Annotated in this window: 23 protein-coding genes; 15 read left to right on the forward strand and 8 right to left on the reverse strand. The window is 57.9% G+C overall.

The genetic code is table 11. The features are described 5' to 3' along the window. Window positions 1–36: 36 nt before the first annotated feature. Window positions 37–1,053 carry a hypothetical protein gene (locus tag AMUC_RS04965; protein ID WP_012419966.1) on the reverse strand — a complete coding sequence of 339 codons (1,017 nt, stop codon included), beginning with the start codon at window positions 1,051–1,053 and terminating at the stop codon, window positions 37–39. A gap of 166 nt (window positions 1,054–1,219) precedes the next feature. Between AMUC_RS04965 and AMUC_RS04970 the strand changes: the two genes are divergently transcribed. After that, window positions 1,220–2,641, forward strand: coding sequence for a Gfo/Idh/MocA family protein (locus tag AMUC_RS04970; protein ID WP_012419967.1), 1,422 nt, complete (start codon window positions 1,220–1,222; stop codon window positions 2,639–2,641). A gap of 73 nt (window positions 2,642–2,714) precedes the next feature. Here AMUC_RS04970 and AMUC_RS04975 read toward each other — a convergent pair whose 3' ends face one another. Genes AMUC_RS04975 through AMUC_RS04985 form a run of 3 tightly spaced genes read right to left on the reverse strand, consistent with a single transcriptional unit; the run spans window position 2,715 to window position 7,443 of the window. Further along, window positions 2,715–5,402 (reverse strand): DEAD/DEAH box helicase, encoded by a 2,688-nt coding sequence (locus AMUC_RS04975; protein ID WP_012419968.1) that lies wholly within the window; start codon window positions 5,400–5,402, stop codon window positions 2,715–2,717. Between the two features lie 37 nt (window positions 5,403–5,439). After that, the gene (locus AMUC_RS04980; RefSeq protein WP_012419969.1) at window positions 5,440–6,897 is read right to left on the reverse strand and encodes a bifunctional metallophosphatase/5'-nucleotidase; all 1,458 of its coding nucleotides are present in this window, start codon (window positions 6,895–6,897) and stop codon (window positions 5,440–5,442) included. Between the two features lie 42 nt (window positions 6,898–6,939). After that, on the reverse strand, window positions 6,940–7,443 hold the full coding sequence (locus AMUC_RS04985) for a septal ring lytic transglycosylase RlpA family protein (RefSeq protein WP_051729401.1): 504 nt from the start codon (window positions 7,441–7,443) through the stop codon (window positions 6,940–6,942). Between the two features lie 149 nt (window positions 7,444–7,592). Here AMUC_RS04985 and AMUC_RS04990 point away from each other — a divergent pair, with 149 nt between their 5' ends. The 14 genes from AMUC_RS04990 (at window position 7,593) to ppk1 (ending at window position 20,200) form a co-directional block, all read left to right on the forward strand. Next, window positions 7,593–8,465, forward strand: a complete 873-nt coding sequence (locus AMUC_RS04990; protein ID WP_157738247.1) for an NAD(+)/NADH kinase — start codon at window positions 7,593–7,595, stop codon at window positions 8,463–8,465. A gap of 223 nt (window positions 8,466–8,688) precedes the next feature. Beyond that, window positions 8,689–8,916, forward strand: coding sequence for a 50S ribosomal protein L24 (gene rplX / locus AMUC_RS04995; RefSeq protein ID WP_012419972.1), 228 nt, complete (start codon window positions 8,689–8,691; stop codon window positions 8,914–8,916). A gap of 66 nt (window positions 8,917–8,982) precedes the next feature. Continuing rightward, window positions 8,983–9,564: a 50S ribosomal protein L5 gene (gene rplE, locus AMUC_RS05000; protein WP_012419973.1), complete on the forward strand. Its 582-nt coding sequence runs from the start codon at window positions 8,983–8,985 to the stop codon at window positions 9,562–9,564. Window positions 9,565–9,576: 12 nt separating this feature from the next. Further along, entirely contained in the window at window positions 9,577–9,978 is a 402-nt protein-coding gene (rpsH, locus tag AMUC_RS05005; protein ID WP_012419974.1) for a 30S ribosomal protein S8, read from the forward strand. Window positions 9,979–9,999: 21 nt separating this feature from the next. After that, window positions 10,000–10,539, forward strand: a complete 540-nt coding sequence (gene rplF, locus AMUC_RS05010; protein WP_012419975.1) for a 50S ribosomal protein L6 — start codon at window positions 10,000–10,002, stop codon at window positions 10,537–10,539. Window positions 10,540–10,574: 35 nt separating this feature from the next. After that, window positions 10,575–10,937 carry a 50S ribosomal protein L18 gene (gene rplR / locus AMUC_RS05015; RefSeq protein ID WP_012419976.1) on the forward strand — a complete coding sequence of 121 codons (363 nt, stop codon included), beginning with the start codon at window positions 10,575–10,577 and terminating at the stop codon, window positions 10,935–10,937. A gap of 16 nt (window positions 10,938–10,953) precedes the next feature. Then, a complete protein-coding gene (gene rpsE / locus AMUC_RS05020; protein WP_031930630.1) occupies window positions 10,954–11,616 on the forward strand; it encodes a 30S ribosomal protein S5 in 663 nt (220 codons plus the stop codon). A gap of 62 nt (window positions 11,617–11,678) precedes the next feature. Beyond that, window positions 11,679–12,137, forward strand: coding sequence for a 50S ribosomal protein L15 (rplO, locus tag AMUC_RS05025; RefSeq protein ID WP_012419978.1), 459 nt, complete (start codon window positions 11,679–11,681; stop codon window positions 12,135–12,137). Window positions 12,138–12,277: 140 nt separating this feature from the next. Continuing rightward, on the forward strand, window positions 12,278–13,780 hold the full coding sequence (secY, locus tag AMUC_RS05030) for a preprotein translocase subunit SecY (RefSeq protein WP_012419980.1): 1,503 nt from the start codon (window positions 12,278–12,280) through the stop codon (window positions 13,778–13,780). Between the two features lie 27 nt (window positions 13,781–13,807). After that, window positions 13,808–14,458: an adenylate kinase family protein gene (locus AMUC_RS05035; RefSeq protein WP_012419981.1), complete on the forward strand. Its 651-nt coding sequence runs from the start codon at window positions 13,808–13,810 to the stop codon at window positions 14,456–14,458. A 13-nt stretch (window positions 14,459–14,471) separates the two neighbouring features. Then, a complete protein-coding gene (gene map, locus AMUC_RS05040; protein WP_012419982.1) occupies window positions 14,472–15,269 on the forward strand; it encodes a type I methionyl aminopeptidase in 798 nt (265 codons plus the stop codon). 18 nt (window positions 15,270–15,287) lie between these two features. After that, a complete protein-coding gene (locus tag AMUC_RS05045; RefSeq protein WP_012419983.1) occupies window positions 15,288–16,355 on the forward strand; it encodes an acyltransferase family protein in 1,068 nt (355 codons plus the stop codon). A gap of 159 nt (window positions 16,356–16,514) precedes the next feature. Next, window positions 16,515–18,077 carry an HD domain-containing protein gene (locus AMUC_RS11925; protein WP_087393493.1) on the forward strand — a complete coding sequence of 521 codons (1,563 nt, stop codon included), beginning with the start codon at window positions 16,515–16,517 and terminating at the stop codon, window positions 18,075–18,077. A gap of 35 nt (window positions 18,078–18,112) precedes the next feature. Continuing rightward, window positions 18,113–20,200, forward strand: coding sequence for a polyphosphate kinase 1 (gene ppk1 / locus AMUC_RS05055; RefSeq protein ID WP_012419985.1), 2,088 nt, complete (start codon window positions 18,113–18,115; stop codon window positions 20,198–20,200). 111 nt (window positions 20,201–20,311) lie between these two features. Here the strand turns inward: ppk1 and AMUC_RS05060 are convergent, their stop codons facing one another. The 4 genes from AMUC_RS05060 to AMUC_RS05075 all read right to left on the reverse strand — a co-directional run bounded on the left by AMUC_RS05060 (window position 20,312) and on the right by AMUC_RS05075 (window position 25,027). Continuing rightward, window positions 20,312–21,427 carry a glycosyltransferase family 8 protein gene (locus AMUC_RS05060; protein ID WP_012419986.1) on the reverse strand — a complete coding sequence of 372 codons (1,116 nt, stop codon included), beginning with the start codon at window positions 21,425–21,427 and terminating at the stop codon, window positions 20,312–20,314. Window positions 21,428–21,636: 209 nt separating this feature from the next. Beyond that, window positions 21,637–22,986: an SGNH/GDSL hydrolase family protein gene (locus AMUC_RS05065; protein ID WP_012419987.1), complete on the reverse strand. Its 1,350-nt coding sequence runs from the start codon at window positions 22,984–22,986 to the stop codon at window positions 21,637–21,639. Between the two features lie 14 nt (window positions 22,987–23,000). Then, a complete protein-coding gene (locus AMUC_RS11930) occupies window positions 23,001–24,131 on the reverse strand; it encodes a glycosyltransferase (protein WP_012419988.1) in 1,131 nt (376 codons plus the stop codon). A 23-nt stretch (window positions 24,132–24,154) separates the two neighbouring features. Next, complete coding sequence (locus AMUC_RS05075) at window positions 24,155–25,027, reverse strand: alpha-1,2-fucosyltransferase (protein WP_012419989.1); 873 nt, start codon at window positions 25,025–25,027, stop codon at window positions 24,155–24,157. Between the last annotated feature and the right edge of the window lie 42 nt (window positions 25,028–25,069).

Consider the following 25,069-nt stretch of genomic DNA (forward strand, 5'->3'; position numbering starts at 1 on the left):
ACTAGGTTTGCAGTGCAGTGTCAACCTTCAAAGACATCATCTCCTTCTGGCGAAAGAGAGCAGAATGGAGATCAGCAATATTACGCCGATAACGACTGCCGCCGTGAAGAAAATTTCTTCTTCCTGTCTGAGCCGGCTGCGCTCCTCTTCGAGTTTCGCGTCTCTGACGCGTTGCAGCCCGTGCAGGGCTTTGGCCTGTTCCTCCACATCCGCCTCCGTTCGCATGACAATCGTTTCCTCATGGCTGACGGCCTGGTCGTAAGGAGCAATCATCGTGCGGAATTCGGGGTCTTCCGAAAGTATTTCCGTCTCATCATAATCTTCCGCCAGAGGGGAGTTCATGGTGTTCCGAAGACTGGCGATCTGCCTGTCCACATTGTTTTGGAACAGGCCCAACTCTCTTTTGGCCTTTTCGTAAGCTTCCGTCTGGTCGCGCAGAGCGGCTTCCCCCTGGTCGGTAATGCGCTCCAGTTCCTGCGGAAGACTGGCCTGAAGTTTGAGCAGATCCGTCCTGTTCTCCGTCACTTTAAAATTCCTGCTTTTTGTGTTGGACGCCTCCGCGAGCTGGATGCGGTTGATGTCCAGACGGGTTTCCACCTGGCGTATTTGTTCCTGAAGCCGGTTTCGGGCGCTGTCCAATTGTTGTCTGGTGGCGTCCCTCCTGCTTTTGAGTTCTTCCACTTCCGCAACGCGCCGGTCATATTGTTCCAGCAGATGGGCTATTCGGGCTTCCGCGCTTCGGGCATTGGGCTTTCCGCTTACGGGAGAGGGCGTCTTTTTCCCGTCTTTTTCCTGGCCGGCTTGCTTTATTCGAGCATCCCAGTATTTGCGGACGGCTTCTTCCTTCCGTTGAATAGCTTTCTGGAGACGCACCACCTGCTGTTCGTGAAGTTCCGCGGCTTCATCAAAACGGGCTTGGGCCGCATCCAGCTCCGGGCAGGGTTCCTGCTCCATGGCTTTGAGGGCTTCATGCCTGGGTGCAAGGCCGTTTTGATAATAATCCCAGCCGTAGTATCCCCCGGCGAGCAACAGGATGAGAAGTAGGTAACGCATCAATGAAAAAAAGGGTAGAGTCAGAAGTAAATCTCATAGTGGGAATTCCGCCGGATTTTGCAAACTCTAAAATCAGCCATCCGGAGCTTTTCCCCTCAATAGGGAGAATGATGATAAATTCACTCCGGAGGGGGCGTAGTTTTCCTTGAAGCCATACTTTCAAGCCATGTCTATTTTCTCATCACGCAGACAATTTCTCAAATCTTTGGGGCTTGCGGCCGGAGCGGCTGCCGCCGGAAATGCCCTCCCTGGGAAGGCTGTGGAAATCCCTGCCGGAGACCATCTCTGGAAATCCGCCTCTCCGGCGGCTCCGAGGCCTTCCGGTTCCACATACATGGGAGGGTTCAAGGCTCCCCGGCTGGGTCGCATCAGGCTGGCCTTCATCGGCGTGGGAGGGCGCGGGTTCTCCCACCTGGCGCAAATGTGCGTGATGGATGGAGTGGAAATCGTGGGCATATGTGATTTGAAGGAAGAGTTGACGAAACGCGGCGTGGATCGCGTGCTCTCCAGAATGGGGAAAAGCCCTTTGGGCTATTCCGGCGGCGATATGGAATACCTGACCATGCTGAAGGAGCTGAAGCCGGATGCCGTCATCATCAGTACGGATTGGAGTTCGCATGCCAGAATCGCCTGCGACAGCATGAAGCACGGCGCTCACGCCTTTGTGGAAGTTCCTCTGGCCGTCTCTCTGGAGGAGCTCTGGAGCCTGGTGGATACCAGCGAGGCCACCAGGAAACATTGCATGATGATGGAAAACGTCAACTATGGGCGGGATGAACTCATGTTCCTGAACATGGTCCGGCAGGGCGTCATCGGCGATTTGCTTCACGGGGAGGCCGCGTATATCCATTGCCTGGTGACGCAGCTGGGGGACACGCGCGGGGAAGGGGCCTGGCGGCCGGAATATCATACCAGAATCAATGGCAACCTGTACCCCACCCACGGGTTGGGGCCGGTGGCTCAATATATGAATTTGGAGCGTGGAGAGGACCGTTTCTGCCGTGTGGCGGCGTTCGCTTCTCCTGCTCTCGGGCGCAATGCCTACGCTAAAAAGCATCTTCCCGCCGATCACCGCTGGAACAATACTCCATTCATCTGCGGTGACATGAATACGGCTGTTGTCAAGACGCAGCTGGGGCGGACCATTCTTGTCCAGCTGGATGAGACGTCCCCCCGGCCTTACTCCCGCGCCAACCTGATCCAGGGAACGGAGGGCACGCTGGCTGGTTTCCCAACCCGCGTGGCGGGTGAAAAGCTGGGCAACGGCAATTATCATGAATGGATTGAAGGCAGGGAAAAACTGGCCGCTATTTATGAAAAATACGATCATCCCCTCTGGAAACGCATCGGGGAGCTGGCCACGAAAATGGGCGGTCACGGCGGTATGGACTTTGTGATGCTTTCCCGCATCGTGGAATGCCTCCGGAACGGAGAACCAATGGATCAGAACGTTTACGAAGGAGCTTCCTGGTCTTCCCTGCTGCCGTTGACAGCCCGTTCCATCGCCCAGGGCGGGATGCCTGTGGAATTTCCGGATTTTACCCGCGGAGACTGGAAAACCACCATGCCGCTGGCCGTGGTTTCATGAATAACGCCGGGGATGAAGGGGCGCTGCCCTCTTCCGGAGAGTTCAGGAAAGAATCCGTTCTTACGCAGGGTGCTCAGCAAGGACTGCCGGAAAACAGATTGTTTAATTCTTCCGCGCTCATGTTCATGAGCCATTGTTCGGGGCCTCCGGAGAACAGGTCGTCCGCCATGCGGCGCTTGTCCTTGAGCATGGCGTCAATGCGGTCCTCAATGGTGCCCCGGCAGATCAGGCGGTGCACGAGTACGTTCCGGTGCTGCCCGATGCGGTAGGCCCGGTCCGTGGCCTGGTTTTCTACAGCGGGGTTCCACCAGCGGTCCACATGGATGACGTGGGATGCCTGGGTCAGCGTCAGGCCGGTTCCGGCGGCTTTCAGGGACAGGATGCAGAAGGGAGGGCCGGATTCCTTCTGGAAGGCGGTGACGATGTTCTGGCGTTCCGGAATAGGCGTTCCCCCGTGCAGGGTAAGCCCGGAACGGCCGAAGACTCCGGACAGGAGATCGTGCAGATGGGGAATGATGGAGCGGAACTGGGTAAAGAGAATGGTTTTTTCCTGCCTGGCGGCAATGGAGGCGCACAGTTCCTGAAGCCGCCGGAACTTTCCGGAGCGTTCCGGCGCATAATCGTCCGTGCCCTGGAACTGGGCGGGGTGGTTGCAGATCTGCTTGAGGCGTGCCAGAATGGGTAAAATCAGCATCAGGCGGGCAGCTGGGTCCGGTTCGTCCAGTACGGCATGCAGCATGTCTATCTGTGCTTGGTACAAGGCGGCCTGTTCCGGCGTGAGGGAGCAATAGGCCGGTATTTCCATTTTGTCCGGCAGGTCGGGAACCAGCGCCGGATCCGTTTTCATTCTGCGCAGGATGAAGGGGCGCACCAGGCGTCGCAGCGGGGCATAACCGCGTTCCAGGGAACGGGTGAAGGATTCGAAGCTTTTTCTGCTGCCCAGCAGCCCCGGATTCAGAAATTCCATCAGGCTCCAGAGTTCATTCAGGTTATTTTCCACCGGCGTGCCGGACAGGGCTATGCGTCGTTCCCCATGCAGGGAACGGATGGCGCGGGAACGGGCGGAGCCTGCGTTTTTAATAGCCTGGGCTTCATCCAGAATAATGGCCGGGAAATGCAGTTCGGCCAGGGCGGACGTGCGTGCAGCCATGCCATACGTAGTGATGACGGCGTGGCAGTCTTTCCGGCGCAGGGTATTTTCCGGCTGCCACGGGTCCGGGGAGGAAGGGTGCATGATGCGCAGGATAAGCTCCGGAGCGAAGCGTTGCGCTTCCTCTTTCCAGTTGGACAGGAGGGAGGCCGGAGCCACAATCAGAGCCGGCAGGCCCTCCAGCCGGCCTTTTCTCCGCAATGCGTCCAGCCACGCAATAGCCTGAAGGGTTTTTCCCAGCCCCATATCATCCGCCAGGCAGGCGCCGAAACCCCGTTCCGTAATCCGGTAAAGGAAAGAGAACCCTTCTTTCTGGTAAGGGCGCATCAGGGCGTCCAGCCGGGAAGGAAGCTCCGGTATGGAGACTGGGACTTTCCCCGCCAGGATGTCCAGGGTCTGCCGGAGGTTTTGCCCCGGTGCCATGACACAGTCTTCGTCCGGTTCCGGAATCTGTACAAGCTGGCCGGAAGGGCCGTTAACCAGCATTCTCAGACCCTGGACCAGAGGGATGCCGAGGGAGCTCATCATACGTGCTGCTTGATTCCACCGGTCCATTAAGTCCCGGACCTTTCGGGCGTCCACACGCACCCATTCCCCCTTGAAGCGGATCAGGCCGTCTCCGTTGCTGAGCAATTCCCCCAGCTCCTCCGGGGTCAAGTCTTTGCCTCCCAGAGTGGCGGATACGGAAAATTTCAGCAGACTGCGGACGGAAAGCCCGGAAGAATGAACCGTTTTTTCACTTCCGGATGCGTCTGCCGTAACTTTTACCTGTAGTTTGGGAGGGGGTTTTTTCCATAGGTTCACCATGCGCACAATGATGCCTGCGCGTTCGTAGAGCGGCGTGTCCTGCAGAAAATCCCGGGCCTCCGGAGCGCTCCAGGCCATCGGCGTATAAATTTTTCCGTTATCCAGCAGGCGCTTCAGCAGGGGGCTTTCCTGCGCCGCTTCTTTTAAGGGCTGGAGTACGGCCAGCAAGGCGGTGTAATTCCCTTCATGAAGTTTCAGGGCGGTGGCAAGGGGGAGGTGGCGCACCTGGTTGTCCGCAGCGCTTTGATGCGCAAAGGTAGCCATGAAAGCAAAGGGGCGGGAGCCTGTGGCGTCATCCCGGTTTTCCGCAAGGTGGAAAAATACCTTGCCTATCTGGTTCCAGGGCGCGCCCAGGCCGTTCAACCATTCGGCGGGGGTAATGCCTCGGGCGCGGATTTCCTTTGCTATTGCCTTCCGCAAATCTTCAAACCATCCGGCAATGATGTCCGGAGTGGCATATTCCGCGCCCGGTACGGGGGGAAATTGCTCCGCCAGAAAGGCTTTTTCCGTAGCGGAGGCCAGCAGGTGGTCCAGAACGGCATCTACCTCGTCCGGCCTTTCTGCGGCAGCGTGCGCCATGCGGGTAAGCGCCTGGCGCGCCATGTTCTTGATAAAGAAGGCGCCCGGATCCGAAACGGTTTCCCAGTTGGATACCGCCAGGGCATACAGCCCGTTTCCGGTTCCTTCTTCAAACAGACGGTCGAAAGGCGGTGTGTCCGTCACCAAAGCACCGGAGGGGAGGATGCGGAAACCATTGATATTCCGTTTCTCTTCCGGTACTGCATGATAGGGATCCGGCTGCATGGCTGGCGGGAATGTAGCGTGTGCTTGCAGCCGTAGTTCACAGGGCGAACGTCGTATCTTTGATGATAGGTAGCTTGGACGGCGGAGGATTGAGCAGCTCCTTGATTTGTTTCAGGTAATCAATCAGGGCTTTGCGGACATCTATTCCCGTCGGTTTGCCGTTCCCCCGTTGGGGGAATATGAAATTGCTGCACAGGTAGTCTCCCATCGCGACAGTGTAAATGACCCCGTTTTTCAAGGTGCTGGTAATGCTGGGCGTAACACCGTCCATGATCTGGTAGGAGAATCCGGAGCAGTACACTTCCAGAACGCCTCCTTCGTCATCGGTCGGAGACATGAATTTGGACAGGATCAGTTGTTCAATGTCCGCTTTACTCATGGAGCAGGTGACGATCTTTTCCCGGAAGGGTTCCAGCTCGTAAATGTCCCTGATGGTAACGGGTCCTTTGTTAAGATGGTTTTTGGACCGTACTCCGCCGCGGTTGTAAATGGCAATATCCGAATGGGAGGCCTGCTGAATGGCCTTGCAGAAAAGGGTGCCTATGGTGACGTGCGTGATTTCTTCTCCGGCGACGCCCACTTGCTGGTTGAAAAGCGGATTTCCGGAAAATCGGCGGACAATTTCCTTTACTTCCGGGTCATCGGGAATTTCCTCATTCAAAGAAACGGCCCTGGTTGATTTGGAAAGGATGGAGACGGGATGTTCCGTGGAGAAAATAATTTCCGTAACGCCTACATGGCTCAGGCTGTGTCCCGTGTGGCTGAGCAGGGTTCCGGTTCTGAGATGACCGCTGGGCAGCATGACATGGGTATGGCCTCCAAGAATGACGTCGATATTCGGAGAATACTTCATCATTTTCAGATCATTGCCGTATCCCAGATGGCTGAGGATGACGTTGATGGTATTATGGTGGAGCCGGAACCTGTCCGTGATTCCCTTGTAGTCTTCTTCATCCGGCAGCTTCCATGAGATGCCGGTCATCCTCCTCACATCCGTGGTTTGAAGGTCTGCCAGTCCTATGACCCCTACGGAAATGGACGTTCCTTTAATCGGGATGCTGACATACGGAGAAAAACAGTTTTCCAGAGTTGGGGAAAGGCTGGCGTTGGTAATGACAAACTTGGTGGAGGGCATTCCCTTGATATGGTCGCGCAGGGCCTCCTGCCCGTAATCCAGATCATGGTTTCCGATGGTCACTACATCATACCCCAGCTTGTTCATCAGGATAGTAAGGGGTTCGCCCCGTTTTTCACAGTCGTCCACATAGGGATTGCCTATGAAATAATCACCTGAATCCACCAGCAGCACGTGCGGATATTTAGCGCGGTATTGCTTTACCAGTGTGGCCAGTCTTGGGAAATTGTCCAGATTGCCGTGGATATCGCTGGTAGAAATGATAATCAGCGTTTTATCGGGATCCGATTTAGGCTCCTGAGCCAGAGAGAACGGGTACAGGCATGCCAGGGAGGCAAGAACAATGCGGAGCGGAATCATGCAGGGTAAAATGATAAATATACGGAAAAGGATGAGATGGGATTAACGGGCGGAAACCTCATGCGGGCCGTCACCCACGGAGATGACTTCCAGACGGACCCTGGATACGCCGCGTCTATGCAGGCCGATGCGGCTTGCGGCGGCGGTGGTGAGGTCTATCAGGCGGTTGCTGTGAAAAGGCCCGCGGTTGTTGATCCTGACGACGGTTGATTTGCCGGTTTCCAGGCAGGTGACTTTCACCTTGCACGGCATCGGCAGGGTTTTGTGGGCCGCCGTCATGGAACGCTGGGGATTGATGTATTCTCCGGAAGATGTCTTCAGGCGGCGCGCTTTGCCGCCATACCAGGAGGCATAGCCGGTCTCATGGTATTGCAGGGCATCCGCCACGCTCATGGGAGTATACCTTTTTCCACGCACCCGGTAGGGCGCATTTTTGACATGCGCCTCTGCCTCCTGAACGGATGGCTCCGTTTTCTGAGCGCACTTCTCCGTAGTGGAGCAGCCCGGCATCAGAAAAAGCAACAGGACGGGGAGGAACCATTTCACGCTTTTTACGTTTAACACATATTGATGGTTTTGTATAACAAAAAAGGAACAAGAGTTGAAATTTAAGGAATAGAGCAGGGCGGAACAATCTTTTCCCGGTTGCGGTTTACCAGTTGAGTGGCCCGGAAAAATGCAGTATGATCTCCCGCATGAATCCTTCCAAGGTAATCGGCCTGGTCGCTCTGGCGGAAAAACCGGGACTGGGGGAAGCGTTGCGCATCATGCGCCGGGAACTTTCCCGCCACGGGCTGGGCTCCTGCGTCATTGAAACGCCGGATGCTCTGGAACGGGCTATCGGACGGTGCGGCATGCTGGTGACCTTCGGAGGGGACGGTACCATGCTGACCGTCTCTTCTCTGGCGGCCATGCACCGCGTTCCCCTGGCGGGAGTGAACCTGGGCCGGCTGGGGTTCATGACCACCTGTTCCGTGCAGGAACTGCCGCTTCTGGCGTATGCCCTTCAGGAAGGTTCCTACCTGACGGATGAACGTTCCATGCTTGAAGTGGTCCGGGTGGGGGAAGACGGCGTTGCGGCACCTCCGCGCAAGCTGGCCTTGAATGAAGTTTCCCTGATCCGCGCCCAGTCCGGCAAGATGGTGGACCTGGATGCGGAGATAGACGGAGAATTGCTGAACCGCTACCATGCGGACGGCGTTCTGGTTTCCACCCCCACCGGCTCCACGGCATACTCCCTTTCCGCCGGGGGGCCTCTGGTCTGGCCCATGTCCCGTGTCGTATGCGTCACCCCCATCTGCCCGCACAGCCTGACCAATCGTTCCGTGGTGCTTCCTGACAACATGACCATACGCCTGCGGCCCCGCGAGCGCCGCGGCCGCTTTGACTCCATGGTCTATTCCCTGGACGGCCGTTCCGCCTATCCCATCGAAGTGGGAGAAAGCCTGGTAATCCGGAAGGCGCCGGAAACGCTTTCCCTGGTTCATCTCCGGAAGCAGAATTTCGGCGCCCTGCTGAGGGCCAAGCTGCGGTGGCAGGGGGCGGAAATCCCCTCGGACGATGAATAGGCCGTTGCGGAAGGCCGGCCTCCGGCGGGCTGTCCCCTCACTGTGGAATTCCTGCATCCGGGAACGGTTTCCCATTTATCGTTCCGCATTGGCGCAGGGGCGGTAAAACGATTTTTTTAGGATGCGGGCTTGACGAAAAGGCCTATCCTATAATACTCTTCCTGCCCTGCCACCAAGGGGGTGGTAGATCTTAATCGCATAAACGCGTAAGAAATAGTCATATATGAAGACCCACGTGAAAAAAGGTGATGAAGTGGAAATCATCGCCGGACGTAACCACAAGGGCAAGCGCGGCACCGTTCTCGCCGTGAATGCTTCCAAAGGTACTGTCATCGTAGAAGGCGCCCGCACCCTGAAAAAGGCTGTGCGCCCGACCGAACAGAACCCGGAAGGCGGCATTCAGGAAATCAACGGCCCGATTCACATCTCCAACGTGAAAAAAGTAGGCTAGGCCATCTGGTCTGACCCTGCGCTTAAGCCATATCAATCATTAATAAAGAGCTGACCCGCTAAAACAATGAGTACACCAACACTGCAAACATACTACCGTGAAAAGGTCGTTCCCGGCCTTCAAGCGAAGCATGCATACAAGAACGTGCATCAGATTCCCCGCCTGGAGAAGATTGTTGTCACCTCCTGCATGGGCAAGCACCCGGACCGCAAGCAGGCCGTGGAAGATGCCGTTAATGAAATCGCCAAAATCACCGGACAAAAGCCCTCCGTCACCTATGCCCGCAAGAGCGTGGCCAACTTCAAGGTGCGTGAAGGCGAACCTCTGGGAGCCCGCGTAACGCTGCGCGGCGCCCGCATGTGGGAATTCCTGGACCGCTTCATCAATATTACGGCTCCGAACATTCGCGACTTCCGCGGTCTTCCCTACAAGTCCTTTGACGGCAACGGAAACTATGCCGTCGGCATCTCCGACCAGTCCATCTTCCCCGAAATCGAACTTGACCAGATCAAGCGTCAGATCGGCTTCGATATCATTTTCGTGACTTCCGCTCCTACGGACGATGAAGGCCGCGACCTGCTTCGCGCTCTGGGCGTCCCCATGCGCGAACCGAAGAAGGCCGAAGAAACCCAAACCGCCAACGCCTAACTATTTCTTACCATGGCCGTATTAAGTGATCCCATTTCCGACTTCCTCACCCGCCTGAAAAACGCCAGCCTGGCCGGCAACGAGGAATTTACCGCTCCCTGCTCCAACATCAAGGTGGAAATCGCCCGGATTCTGCAGGAAGAAGGCTACATCTGGAACTATGAAGTGACCGGAGAAGGCTCCAAGAAGCAAATCAAGGTGAAGATCAAGTTTACCCCGCAGGGCAAGCCGGTCGTTACCGATGTGAAGCGCAGCTCCAAGCCGGGCCGCCGTCAGTACGTTTCTTCCGAGGACATTCCCCGCGTTCTCAGCGGGCTTGGCATTGCCATCGTCTCCACCTCCCGCGGTGTGATGACCGGTGCGCAGGCGCGCAAGCAGAGCATCGGCGGCGAACTTCTCGCCCTTGTATGGTAACCATTAACATTTCCTAAACATATGTCCCGAGTTGGTAAAAAATCCATCACATTGCCGGACAAGGTAACGGTAAAGGTTAACGGCTCTTCCGTTCAGGTGGAAGGCCCCAAAGGCAAGCTTTCCTGGACGCTTCCGGAAGGCATTACCGCTACCGTTGAAGGCAATCAGCTCTCTGTTGACCGCGCCGGCGAAAGCCGCCAGCTTCGCGCCCTGCACGGTACGAACCGTTCCCTGTTGAACAACATGGTCATCGGTGTTTCCGAAGGCTTCGTCAAGAACCTTGAAATCGTCGGCGTCGGTTTCCGTGCCGCCGTCAAGGGCAACATTCTGGATCTGAACCTGGGCAAGTCCCATCCGATCAACCAGGTAATCCCGGAAGGTCTCAAGGTAACCGTGACTGAAAACACGAAAGTGACGGTCGAAGGCATCGACAAGCAGGTCGTAGGCCAGTTTGCCGCTGAAGTCCGTGCGTACTATCCCCCGGAACCCTACAAGGGCAAGGGTGTGCGTTTCGTCGGTGAAGTTATCCGCCGCAAGGAAGGCAAGAGCGTCGGTAAGTAATTCAGGTAATAACTATTACAACATATTTATACACGATGAGTACTATCAATCGCAAAGCCATCCGCGCCAAGGTTCGCCGCCGCATCCGCAGAAAGGTTTCCGGAACGGCTTCCCGTCCCCGCCTGGCTGTCTATTTCTCCAACCGCCACGTCTATGCCCAGATCATCGACGATACGGTGGGCAGGACTATCTGCTCCGCTTCCACGGCCGATGCTTCCATCGCCGATCCTTCCAAACTCGCCAACTGCGCTACCGCTACCAAGGTGGGCAATCTGATCGGCGAACGCGCGAAGGCCGCCAATGTCACTGAAGTCGTTTTCGACCGCGGTGGATTCAAGTTCTGCGGCAAGGTGAAGGCCCTGGCCGATGCCGCCCGCGAAACTGGTTTGAAATTCTAATTGAAAGATTCCTTAAATGAATAACGAAACGGAAAACACTGCTCCTGCTACGGAAGCCGCCGCTCCCGCTCAAGCGCAGCAACCCGCAACGGGCGGCCGCGGACCCCGCGGACCCCGCCGTGACGGCCAGAATGGCCGCGGTCCCCGTGGACCCCGCCGTGACGGACGCCGTGGCCCTCAGGCCGAAGCTCCCGTGGAAGAAGGCCCCCAGCTCGCTGAAAAGGTTGTGTTCATCAACCGTTGCGCCAAGGTCGTCAAGGGCGGCCGCCGCTTCTCCTTCTCCGCCCTCGTCGTGAGCGGAGACATGGAAGGCCGCGTAGGCTTCGGCTTCGGCAAGGCTAATGAAGTGGCAGACGCCATCCGCAAGGCTACGGAAGCCGCCAAGCGCCAGCTTCGCCCGGTCTCCATCGCCAACGGCACGATTCCGCATGAAGTCTACTCCGAATTCGGCGGCGGCAAGGTGCTCCTGAAGCCCGCCTCCCCCGGTACCGGCCTGATTGCCGGCAACACCATCCGTGCCGTGCTGGAAGCAGCGGGCGTGCGTGACATTGTTGCCAAATCCCTCGGTTCCTCCAACCACGCCAACGTGGTGAAGGCTACCCTGCAGGCTCTCGCTTCCCTGCGCACGAGCGACCAGGTTCTTGCCGACCGCGGCAAGAAGAAGGAAAAGGCCATCTAATCTGATCCGGAGGCGGCAGCCCGGCGCCGCCGCCTCCAAGAAATCCAACCATTGTAAATAACATGTTACAGCTTCATACGATTAAGCCCAATCCCGGAGCCAAGCACCGCAAGAAGCGCCTCGGCAACGGGGAAAGCTCCGGTCTCGGCAAGACCTGCGGCAAAGGCAACAAAGGCCAGAAGGCCCGTTCCGGCGGCACGATCCGGCCGGGTTTTGAAGGCGGCCAGATGCCCCTTCACCGCCGTCTGCCCAAGAAGGGGTTCAACAACACCCGCTTCCAGGATAAAATCCTTATCGTCAACCTCTCCCAGCTTGAACGCGTGTTTGAAGCCGGTGCTACGGTTGATGAAAACACCCTGCGTGCGGCCAAGCTCGTCCAAGGTCCCTGCGATGCCGTGAAGCTTCTTGGCAACGGCACCCTGACCAAGAACCTGAACGTAGTCGTGGACTTCGTGAGCGCCAGCGCCCGCGAGAAGGTGACCCAGGCCGGTGGCACCGTCACCGTGCTTAGCGAAGCCTAATCACATTTGGCGAACCGGGTCATGCAGCTTGACCCGGTTCGCATCATTGTGTTTACTGTTGCGGTTCCCATGGATGCCCCGGGTGCAAACCGCCGCGACATGCAAGCCAAGCTGCGCGCCAACTTTTATATTACAGGACCATGATATCCGCATTTGCAAACTCCATGAAAGTACCGGAGCTCAGGCGCCGGATTTTGTTCACACTGGCGATGATTGTCGTCGTCCGCCTGGGGGTACAGATTCCCCTGCCGGGCATTGACGTCATGGAGCTGCAGAAAGTGATTGAAGCCTCCGCGAACGCCAGCGGTCCCGGAGCGGGTCTGGCTACCGTGCTGACCATTTTCTCCGGCGGCGGCCTCCAGCAGTGCGGCATTTTTGCTTTGGGCATCATGCCCTACATTTCCGCTTCCATCATGACCCAGCTCCTTTCCGCGGTGGTTCCCCAGTGGGCCAAGATGGTGCGGGAAGAAGGCGGCCGCCAGAAAATGACCAAGTGGACGCGCGCCATCGCCATCGTCATTGCCCTTGTGCAGGGCTGGTTTCTGGTCGGCACGCTAGAACACCCGGAACGCCTGCAGGCCGTGGGTCTCAACATTCCCGCGGACTGCCAGCTTGTCATTGACCCCGGCATCCAGTTCGCCCTCATGACGGTGCTCATTATGGTGGCGGGCACCATGTTCCTGATGTGGATAGGCGACCAGATTACGGAACGCGGCGTCGGCAACGGCGTTTCCCTCATCATTTCCGTCAACATTATTCACGCCCTTCCGGGAGCAGTCACCCTGGCCTGGAAAACCCTGGTGTACAAGGACGGCGCGGTTGTCCCCATGGGAGCCATGCTGCTCGTGGCCCTGATTGCCTTCCTGATTGTCGTGGTGGCGCTCGTCGTGACGGTGACGCAGGCCCAGCGGCGCATTCCCGTGCAGTACGCCAAGCGGGTCATGGGCAATAAAATGTTCAACGGTGCCACGCAGTACCTGCCTCTCAAGCTTAACTACTCCGGCGTGATGCCCGTCATTTTCGCTACGGCCATCCTCTCCCTTCCGCAGGTTCTCTTCTCCCAGATCGCCCACTACAACACTACGCTGCAGTGGATCGCGACCAAGATGAATGACTGGCTGAATCCCGCTTCTTCCGGCTATTACATTATTTCCGGCCTCATGATTTTCTTCTTCTCCTACTTCTGGGTGGCGACCATGTTCCAGCCCTCCCAGATCGCGGAAGACCTGAAGCGCAATGGCGGCTATATTCCCGGCATCCGTCCCGGCCCCCCCACCGCCCTCTTCCTGGACCAGACCATGCAAAGGCTGACCTTTGCCGGGTCCGCATTCCTGACCCTCATTTACTTCCTGCCTTCCCTGCTGAATATCGGGGGCAATATCCCCTACCTGGTTACCCAGTTCTTCGGAGGCACCAGCCTTCTCATTCTGGTGGGCGTACTGCTTGACATGATGCGCCAGGTGGAAACGACCCTTCTTTCCCGCAATTACGACGGCTTCCTGAAAAAAGGCAAGCTCAAGGGCAAATACGGGCACATCCAAGGTACCGGCGCCGCCGCGGGCAGCCGCACCGTTACCGTCATGTGGATTGTTATCGCTCTGCTTGTGCTGGCCGGAGCCATCGCCTACAACGCCATGCAGTAAGCCCCCTTTTTTACTGAAAGTAAAGATATGAAGGAACTCAAGCATTTCATTCTGGTTGGGGCTCCCGCATCCGGCAAAGGGACCCAGGGCCGGTTTTTGGCTGATACCTTCGGCCTTCACTCCCTGAGCACCGGCTCCCTGTTGCGGAGGGAAGTGGAATCCTGCACGGAACTGGGCCGGAAAGCCTTGAGCTATATGGACAGGGCCATGCTGGTTCCGGACGAAATTGTCAATGACATGGTGCGCGGCTGGCTGTCGGAGATGGACCATGGCGCGTGGCTGCTGGACGGCTATCCCCGCACGGTTGCGCAGGCGGAAGCGCTGGACCATTTTCTAAACCAGCGGGGAACCTCCGTGGATGTAGTCGTCTGGATGGATGTGTCCAGGGAACTCATTGAACAGCGCATCATGCGCCGCCGGGAATGTTCCACATGCGGTTACGTGGTGCAGACGCCGGAAGAGGAATGTTCCAAGTGCGGAGGGAAAATGGTTTCCCGCAAGGATGACAACATGGAAGCTTTCGCCCGCCGCTGGAAGGATTTTGAAGCCATGACGCTGCCCGTAGCCAGGTACTACGAGGCCCGCGGCCTGGTCGTTAAAATGACGGTGTCCGAAGAACGGGAACCTGCCGATGTTTCCCGGGATCTGGCCCGCAAGCTGGAAGAGTACCGGCAATAGAAAGAATAATCCCATGGCAGAACGAATCCACATCAAGTCTCCCGGCGAGGTAGCCAAGATGCAGAAAGCCGGGGCTGTAACGGCGGAAATCTTGATGGAGATCGGGGCCGAAGTCCAGGTGGGACGCACCACGCGGGAAATAGATGATATCGCGCGTGAAATTTTTAAAAAGCACAAGGTAGGCAATTCCTTTTACCGGTACCGCGGGTTTCCCGGCCAGCTCTGCATTTCCATCAATGAAGAGGTGGTGCACGGCAGCGGCGGCCCCCGCCGCATCCAGAACGGGGACATTGTGAGCCTGGACGTGGGCGCCATTGTGGACGGCTGGCATGGAGACAACGCCATGACCGTTCCGGTGGGCATGGTGGATCCGGAAAAACTGCGGCTGCTGGCCGTGACGGAGGAATCCCTGTTCCGCGCCATTGAACTGGTAAGGCCGGGCGCCTTGCTGGCGGACGTCTGCGCGGCGGTGGAGGGCTTCGTGCGTCCCCGCGGTTTTACTGTGGTTCGGGATTTTGTGGGGCACGGCATAGGCCGCCACCTGCATGAAGAACCCCAGATTCCCAATTACCGCCCCCATTACAAGCTTCCGCGCCTGAAAAAGGGGATGGCCCTGGCCATTGAGCCGATGGTGAATGCGGGCAGGCCTTCCGTTAAAATTCTGGATGACGGCTGGACGGTCGTCACGGCGGACGGCAAGCCTTCCGCCCACTTTGAGCACACGGTTATCGTAACGGACGGCGCGCCCCTGATTGTGACGGACCGCCCCCGCATCGCGTTGCCGGAGCAGCTCGGCATTGCTCCTTTGTAACTTCAGCCTCTCCAGGGAATGACGCCGCCGGAAGCCTCCGTTCCCGTGATTCTGGAGAAGACCGCCGCCCGCCGGATGGTGTGGGTGGATGTGGCCCGCGTGGCCGCCTGCATCCTGATTATTGCGAATCACATGGCTTTCTATTCGGCGGAGCTGTACCGGTGGATATGGGCGGAGTTCCTGGCGGCGCGCACGCCCTTTTTTCTGCTGGCGGCGGGCTATTTTGTGGGAAGAGGGTCTTTTGGCCCTCTGGATGGCGGGAGCCTTTTCCTCTGGCGGCGGAGCTGGTTTCTTCTTCGTCCGTACCTGGTGTGGGGACTGGCTGCGGCCGTTCTGATCGGCTGGTCCCCCCTGCACGAATATTACGCGTCCTACCGGCCTATGTATGAATGGCTGGGAGGGGAAAAGGGAGCCGGGTTCTGGCCTGCTCTCGCGGCGTTCGGCCGCTGCCTGGGCATTGCCGGGCATCCGGTGGACGCTCCCATGTGGTTTCTGCGCGATATCATCATCTATACCGCTGCGGCCCCCCTTCTTTACCGTTTGGGGGACTATCTGCTCTGGGCGGGCATGGTCATGCTGTCCCTGAACTATTTTGCGCTGGATCTGGCGGATCATGATTATCCCATCGCCAACAGCCTGGGATTTTTCCTGCTGGGAATGTATGTTTCCCGGTATTCCCTCTCGTTCCTGACGGAATCCGTGCGCCGGTACGCGGTGCCCTTCCTGGTCGCCACGCTTGCGCTTACCTGGTGGCTGGCAGGCCACCGGGACCAGCACAACTCCATGCTCATCGCCCTGGGCATGCTGGGGCTGATGTCCCTGGCCATTCTGTTCACGGAATGGTTCCCGCGCGCGGCCAGGTGGGTGGCGGGGCTGGCTCCGGCATGTTTTTTCATTTTCGGAACGCATTACATCGTCATCATCCTGCTGCGTGAAAGCGGCTGGATTACATGGAAGGGGGCGGCCTGGGACATGCTTTGGCTCTTTCTGGTTCCGGTCATTTTCGCCGTGTTGGCGGGGCTTTTTTTCTGCATGAAAAGATTTGCCCCGCGGCTGGTTCCCCTGCTGGGGGCCTATGGGAAATAGCCGTCTTGAAGAGCCGTTCCGCCGGGACGGGAAGGGAGCCGCGCTTATCTCTTGCCGTCAAAAGGCAAATTCTTTATTCTTTCCTTTGCTGGAAGGGGCGGAAGCGGCTTTTTTGTCACGTTGCCGTTCTTGCTCCACGGCCGGGAAACAATACATGGTATGGCAATGATTCAAGGCGAGCAGGTTCAGGATTCGGAATTATCAACTCAGGCGGTGATCTATCTGGGCCCGAGCTCCATGAGCCTGATGGTGGCTGAGGCTGTCCGGGACAGGATTCGCCTGCTGGATTTCCTTCAGCAGCCCGTTCCGATGGCGCGTGACATTTTCCGGTTCCACCGCATTTCCCGGCATACCATGGACCGCTGCGTGCAAATCATCGGCGACTATCTGGAAATTCTCAAGGAATACGGAGCCGGCAGCAAGCTTTCCGTCCGGTTCATGATTTCCAACATCATTTCCGAGGCGGATAATGTGGACGTGTTCGTGAACCGCATGCACGTGGCCCACGGCTTGCGGGGGCGCCGCATTGACGACGGCAAGATGACGCGCCTCATTTACGTGAAGGTGCAGGAGGCTCTGGCCCAGTATCCGGGATTCAGCAAGAAAAAGGTGCTTGTGGTCCATACGGGGCCGGGCAATACCCGCGTGCTTCTGTTCCAGAAGGGGCGCATCGTGCGTTATTCCTGCTACAGGCTGGGAACGCACCGCACGGGGGAGGCCGTCGGGGAAATTGAGTACGGAGACGATGTGGCGGAGCTTTCCATTCTGCGGGAGCACATGCGCGGGCAGGTGGACCAGATTTGCCTGGATTACGGGGGCGTGAAGGGCCTGGCGGGCCTTATCGTCATCGGCCAGGAAATGCAGCAGCTCCGGGACCGCCTGGCCCCCACGCCGGAAGGCAAGGTGGCGTGTTCCTCCCTGGCGGCGGAGGCGGAGCGGATGTCCCGCACCACTCTGGAACAGCGCATGAATGTTTACGGTGCGGATTTTGCCGGGGTGGACTCCCTGCTGCCCGCCGTTTTGATGACGGAAATGATTGCCCGCAGCCTGAACCTGGATGACGTCATCATTCCCGCGAGCGGTTATGACGAGGAGTTTTCAAGCAGCCTGATACGTGCGGAACAGCATCCGGGGGATCTGGAGGCGGAGGTTCTCCATTTCGCCGGGATTCTGGCGGACAGGTACAAGGCGGACAAAGGGCACCGCGAGCATGTGGCGCGCCTGTGCATGGAAATGTTTGACCAGCTTCAGGACCTGCACCGCCTTTCCGAACATGACCGGCTGCTGCTGGAAGTGGCCTCCATTCTGCATGAGGTTGGGTCTTTTATCAACCAGCAGAATCACCAGCTCCATTCCCAGTATATCATTCTCAACAGTGAAATCTTCGGCCTTTCCCGGGATGATGTGGAAACGATCGCCCTGCTGGCCCGCTACCACCGGCATGAGGTTCCCGCCAATTCCGATCCCATGTACGGGGAGCTGGAATTGAGGGACCGCATGCGCGTAGCCAAGATGGCCGCCATCCTGCGCGTGGCGGATGCCCTGGAACGCGGCCATGCCCAGCGCGTGAACGGCGTCCGGGCGCACATCCGCGGGCGCATGCTGGAGCTGGAGCTTCAGGGCGTGCGTGAAACCGCCGTGGAAGACCTGGCCCTGCGGCTGAAGGGCGACCTGTTTGCGGATATCTTCGGTTATGACGTCGTGCTGGCGCCCCAGCGGTAGGCTGATTTAAAAAACTTCCATTTTCCATTTTTCCCATGTCTGACGAATATATCAACAGAGAACTTTCCTGGCTGGAATTCAACCAGCGTGTGCTGGACCAGGCCGTAAGAACGGATCTTCCCCTCCTGGAACGCCTGAAGTTTCTGGCTATTACCGCCTCCAACCTGGATGAGTTTTTCATGGTGCGCGTGGGCGGCCTTCAGATGCTGCGGCATTCCGGTTCCCGCGTGAAGGATATTTCCGGGCTGACGCCCACCCGCCAGCTGAAAGCCATCCGCTCCCGCGTGGGCCGCATGATTGAGGACCAATACCGCCTGTTCCATGAGGAAATTCTGCCGTGGATGGAAATCAACGGCATCAATCCCCTGGCGATGGAGGATCTCAGCACTTCCCAGAAATTGACGCTGGAGCAGTATTTCAACAACCAGATATTCCCGCTTCTGACGCCGCTGGACATGGATGCTCCGGAAGCTCCCGCGCTGCCATCCCTCAAGCTGCTGATGGGCGTGGAACTGCGCGACAATGAGACCGGGGAGGTGCGCTCCGCCGTGGTGGCCCTTCCGGACGGCCTGCCGCGGCGCGTTCCCGTCCCTTCCGCGGAGGCGGAGCGCTACGTGATGCTGGAGGACCTGGTCCGGGAGTGCATCGGCACCGTTTTTCCCGGTGAGACCGTTCTTTCCGCAGCGGTGTTCCGCGTCACGCGCAATGGGGACATTGCCGTGCAGGAGGAAGACGCCCTGGACCTGGCGGATGAGATGGAGGAAGTGCTCGTAGCCCGGAAATTTTCCGAATGCGTGAGGCTGGAAGTAGAGTCCTCCGCGCCCGCCCCCCTGCATGACAAGATCATGCGGATTGTAGGCGCCGGGAAGGAGGAGACTTATGACCTCAAGGGTCCCCTGATGCTTTCCGACTTCATGGAAATGGCTTTTGCCCCCGGCAATGACCAGTTGAAGGTGGAGCAGTGGTCCCCGCAGCCGTCCCCTTCCGTGAATCCGGCCGTCAGCATTTTTGAAAACATTGCCGGCGGGGACATTCTGCTCAATCATCCCTATGAAAGTTTTGAACCCGTCCTGCGCCTGGTGGAGGAGGCAGCGGAAGATCCGGACGTCATCGCCATCAAGCAGGTGCTGTACCGTACCGCCAGGAACTCCCGCATCGTGGCCGCCCTGAAAAAAGCGGCGGAGAGCGGCAAGCAGGTGACGGCGCTGGTGGAGCTGAAAGCCCGTTTTGACGAGGCCCGCAATCTGGAAAAGGCGGAGGAGCTTCAGCGTTCCGGCGTGCAGGTTGTTTACGGCGTCAAGGGGTTGAAGACCCATGCCAAGATTTGCCTGGTGGTGCGCCGGGAACAGGGCATGCTGCGGCGTTACTGCCATTTCGGCACGGGGAACTACAATGAGACCACTGCCAAGATTTACACGGATATTTCCTACCTTACCTGCGACGACCAGCTGGGAGCGGACGCTTCCCAGTTCTTCAATTCCGTGACGGGGCGCACCAAGCTCATGCGCTTCCGCAAGCTGTATCCCTCCCCGGTGTTGATGAAGGCGCGCCTTATTGAACTTATTGAAGGGGAAGCGGAACGCGCGCGGCAGGGGGAACCCGCCCGCATTTCCGCCAAAATGAACAGCCTCCAGGACGTGGAAATCATTGACGCCCTGTACAGGGCCGCGGACGCCGGGGTGGACATTGAACTGAACGTGCGCGGCATTTGCTGCCTGAAAACGGGCCCCCGGCCCAACGGCAAGGTAATCCGCGTGGTCAGTATCGTGGACAGGTATCTGGAGCACGCGCGCATTTTCTTTTTCCACCACGGCGGCAACCACCAGCTTTTCATCGCCAGTGCGGACTGGATGACCCGGAATCTGGATAAAAGGGTGGAGCTTATGGTGCCCGTCACCAACGGGAAGCTGGCGCGCCGCCTGAAATCCATTCTGGACGCCTGCTTCAGGGACAATGTCCAGGCCTGCAATATTCTGCCGGACGGCACTTCCGAACATGTCGTCCGGAAAAAGGGTCAGAAAGCCTTCCGTTTGCAGCAGTACCTGACCAAGGAGGCGCGCCGCCTGGCCAAGGACAAGGAACGGGAACGCCAGCAGATGCTGGAACCGCACACGCCGCATTAAAGGCGCTCATCACGGGCGTTTGAAGGTCCGCCGGGAACAGTCTCCGGAGTACGCCGGTTTTCCGGCCGTCTGCGGAGGCTGCCCATGTTTCCCGGAGAGGGGGGAAGCCGGTTACGGTTTTCTGCCGTCAAGAATGGACAGCAATTTTTTCAGCCACCTGATCTTGTCCCGGCGTTTCCGGAAAATATGGCCCCGGGAGAAGAACAGTTTCCATTGCTGGCCGCGGATATGGCGCTGGAGGAGCGGGGCCAGCCCCTGGGAAATCGCATCCAGTTCCTCCCGGAACACGGGAAGCCTCTTTGCTTCCGGCCACCAGAAAAAGGAGTACAGGATCCAGTGGAACTGCCCCATGGTTCCGGGGGTGTCAGGGAGCCGCCATGGTTTTTCCGGGCCTACCATGTGCAGCAGTTTCCATGAACGCCCGCAGGATATGGTCGGAACGTTTTCAAATTCGGTTCCGCGCAGGAGCCGTGTTTTTTCTTCATCCCAGGTCCAGGACAGGAATTGGAAGTTCCATTCCGGAGGCAGCGTCGTCATGTCTCCGTGCAGGGCGATATTTAAGATGTCCTGGTCCGGATAGGGGAAGGGGTCCGGGCGGCTCCGGAGCTGTTGGAGCAGCCGGTGTTCCAGGTTGCGGCGGCGCATCTGGTCCAGATCCAGCACCAGGACGCCGGAATTGCAGTAGGAAAGGGGGAAGGAAAGGTAGTTGCCCATATATTCCAGATGGGGGTGCATCGTTCCTTTTTCAATGCTCCAGAGGGCCAGGCCGTCTCCGGCCGCCGCTACGGAAGCTCCCCGCAAATCGGAAAAATACAGTTCGGCTACGTCTCCGGCCAGCAGGACATCTGCGTCCAGATAAACGATCCTGCCGTACTGCGGGAACAGGCTGCCGGCCATCAGGCGGGCATACGCAAGGGGGGAGTAGCGGTCCTTGTTGCCGTTTTGAAAGAGATGGCGGAATTCTTCCGGAAGTTGCAGGAAAGAAAGGGAAACCTGCGGAAAGGGGGCGGCAACCTGGTTCAGCTCCTGTATTATTCGCGCGTCCATTCCGTCGTGAACGATGTGAATGTCATAAAAGCGTCCGGAACTGGCGTGAAGGCAAAGGGTGTGAATGGCTACGCCCAGGGGCAGGCCCCAGCCGCCGGTGGCGGAAAACATGACGGGGATGCGTGATTTCTCCGGGGATGCGGGAACGGGCGGGGTTGTCATGGCATCGGGGAATTTCATGGGAAGGGTCTTGAAGAAGGGGCTGCGGGAAGGAATAGGCCGAGGAGGGAAAGAGCATGGAGGCTCCGTTCAGGCCGGAAAAGGGATGTCTGTTATTTGAAGAAGGGAGAATCTGAAGTCTTTAAATGCCGGGGCCGGGATTTTTGCGGGGGGTAACCGTTTTTCCCCGCATGGAAAATAATTTGGCGGTTTTCGTTCATTTGTCCGTTTCATGGTTCGGGGCGGCTTTGCGGGTATTCCTGTTCCTTTGGCGGTTCCTGCCGGGCGGAGAGAAGGGGCAGGAGCAGTCCGGCTGTTTTCCCTGCCTGGTACGCGCGGTCCGGAGGGGAGAAATGGAAGGGATCTATATATCTGCGCCCCTGCATGAAGTCATGGTGGTCTGAAAGAACCGCGCCGGGCAGGGAAGATGCCGCCTCGCGGACAATGGCATTAAAGGCGGTGATGATTTTCTCTTTTTCTTCATTCAGCGTGCCGTCCGGCCCATCCATGATGGACGTACTGGTTGCCAGGATGAGGAAACGGCAGCGTTTGCTGAGCTGGGAGACGAATGCCATGTAATTTTTGCGGAAGTCATCCACGGAAATGGCGGAGACTTTATTGGTGACGTGGGAACCGAAGGAAACAATGACGGCTTCGTATCCGGCGGAGGGAAAATATCCTGCAAGAGTGGGGAGATAGTCCGGATCTCCGGGAATCAGCGTGGAGGAGAACAAATCAATGTCTTCCTGAAGTTCTGAGGCAAGGGGCCGCCACAAATGCCGCATGACGGAACCGCCAATGAGCAGTATGCGCGCCTGCCCTTTTTCTGAATGAATGGCCGTAATCCAGTCGGTTTCCTCACGGTAATGGGGAGGGGCCGCCAATGTCCTCCATCGGGCAAGCATGCGTTCTTTCCGGCGTTTTCTTCTTTTCTCCAGCAGGCGGTGTATTTTCCCGGAACGCCTTCTCACCCACGTTTGGCCGAAAGGCAGCCGGTGGAGGACCTGTTTCCCCAGATTCCGGTAAGCTTCCGGGAAATCTTCTTCCCCGGAGCCGGGCAGGGGGCGGTATTGCAGCATATCGCCGCAAAAGTCAATGAATGGAAGGTTCAGCTTGCCTGCCAGCGTGCGAAGAAGGGCGTTCCAGGCTTCAAGGACGCCCGGTTCTTCCGCGTAGGGGTGCCGGGCGCTGCCGTAGTCGGAGGGCGGGGATGACAGGAGGATCAGGCGGCGCGTCTGTTTCCGCAGAAAGGCGAAAAGCCTGCAAAGCATATCTTCGGCGCTTTCCGTGGGCCCGCCCCCTTCTGGGGGCTTTTCCATGAGCCTGCCGTTGGCCGGGGAAAGATGCAGGGGCGGCCACATGAAAAGAATGATGCTGTAGCGGGCGCCGGAAAGGCTGTGCTCCATTTGCCGCCACAGGCGGGGATGGTTGAGCGGGAAATTGAAGATGAGCGTGTCGGCGGCCAGTCGGGACGATTTCAGATGGCCATGGTTTTTTGCCAGAGCGGAACTGCCGATCACCAGCATTCTGTCATTGCCGGGCAGGAGGTGGTCGTGTTGCTGGTAGGAATAGATGAACACGGGAAAAACAGCAGTTACAGGGATGATCGGGGGAGCTTCTTTGCAGAATAAAGAGTGTATCCGAGGATTTGGAGCGTGTCTATTCCGTTTTTGGAAAACCTCAGCCGAAACATTTTCCTTCTGGCGGTCTTGAACTTCCAGAAGCATTGAAGGAGGCGCAGGTAAATCCACCGTCCGGCCAGGGCGGCCTCAAGATAAGCCCTCTGTTCCCTGGGCATCCCGCAAACGTGTTCGGAAGTGATGTCCGCCTCCCGCCAGAGTTCCGCCCAATGCCTGAGCCGCCCGGCCGGCATTTCATTGTCCGGAAAAAGCAGGGGGACAATATAATTCATGTAGGCCGTGCGGTTGCTGCCCAGAACCCCTTCCCGGAGTTTTTCCCTGGTGAGCATCTCGAATACGGCGTAATAACTTGCGGGCCGGGTTTCCGCTTTCCGGTTGCGAGAAGAAACGGATTGGGGACCGCCCAGCCCGTAGTGGTAGAGTTTTTCAGAGGTGAGGGCGACGCTGCGGCAGCGGGCGATGGCCCGGGAAACGTAAAGGGTGTCTTCTCCGCTGGTGAAGGAAGAAGGCAGGCGGACTTCCAGGGGGGCGGAACAGCCGGGGAGTATCCGCCTGAACAATTTGCTCCAGACGACGCCGGTGATCCTGTCTTCCAGAAAGAGCCTGAATATTTCTCCTTTCTCCGTAAAGACGCCGTCGCAGGCGGTGTTTTCAATATGAAGGAGTTTTTCCTCAGCCATTCCGCGCGATTCTCCGCTTTCAGCCGGAAGGAAGGGGGAATAGGAACATTGGACCATGTCCGCCCCGCTTTCTTCCGCGAGCCGGTAGAGCCGTTCGTACATGTCCGGCTCAACGTAGTCATCCGGATCCGCAAAACCCAGGTAAGGCGCCGCGGCTGCCCTGATTCCCGCGTTACGGGCTTCCGCCCTGCCGGAATTTTCCTGTGTAATCAGGCGGAAACGACTGTCTCCGGAAGCATATTTCCGGACGATGCCTCCGGACCCGTCGGTTGAACCGTCGTCCACGCAGATGATTTCCAGGTCGCGGAGGGTTTGTGCCGCCAGGCTGTCCAGACAGCGCGGAAGAAGAGGCTCCATGTTGTAGATGGGGACGATGACGGAAATGAGGGGTGAGGGGAGAGGCATGGTCTGCTGTATAGGAAACGGGGTTATATCCGGAGCCATGAGCCGGGGATGAGCGCGTCATCCGTATGGTACCGGTCGCCTTCCTCCCTGTTGAACCAGATGCGCGGCGCGATGACGATTTTCTCCGCGTGTTCGTTGAGCCAGGCCGCCCACCAGGAGAAAGTGCTGTTGGCGATGATGTGGTGGCGGCAGTTTCGCATCAGTTCCAGATCGAAGTAGCCGGTGCCGCCGTCATTGATATCCACATGGACATGGGGCAGGGCGGGCCTCAGGTTTTGCCGGGCCCATTCTATGTCGTCCGAAAAGATGAAGTAACGCAGGGATTCCTGCGGAGCGCCTGCCGCCCGCAGCCTTCCTTCCATTTCAGCCATGCTCCGGAGGTAGTATTCCAGAGGCGGCGGAGAAAGGTAAGGGTTGGAGAGGTAATCCGTTCTGCGGATGTGCAGGGAAATGGAGCAGCATGAACGGATATCTTCAAGAATGCGGGCGTTTTCCGGAGTCAGGGGAGTTTTCAGACGGAATTCCCTGCAAAGCTGTTCCCGGCAGTGGAGGAAGTATTGTTCCGTCTGAAAATATCCCTTGAAATAGGTATGGCGGCGGGGAGGAGCTGCGAGACCGGGATCGAACCCGTGCCGTTTTTCCTCCCGGAAATGAGGATATTTGGGAGCGGCGAACAGGGAACGCAGGCAGGCGGGAATACGGGACTTGCGGAAAGCCCAGGGGGGAGGGCCTCCTTCAATGGGAAGGGAAACCCGGAAGTGATGGAGTTCGCAGACCCTCTTATCATCATGTTCATATGATGAGGTTTCCAGTCTTGCTTTTCCCCCTTGCCGGGAGAGCGCGAAGAGGAAGGCGTATTGGAACAGCTGGTTTCCCAGCCCTCCGAAAAGACGCATGACTATTATTTTTCCTTTTGCCATGTTCAAGCAGGGGAAGGG

Origin of the sequence: Akkermansia muciniphila ATCC BAA-835 (assembly GCF_000020225.1) — a bacterium.
Lineage (GTDB): Bacteria > Verrucomicrobiota > Verrucomicrobiia > Verrucomicrobiales > Akkermansiaceae > Akkermansia > Akkermansia muciniphila.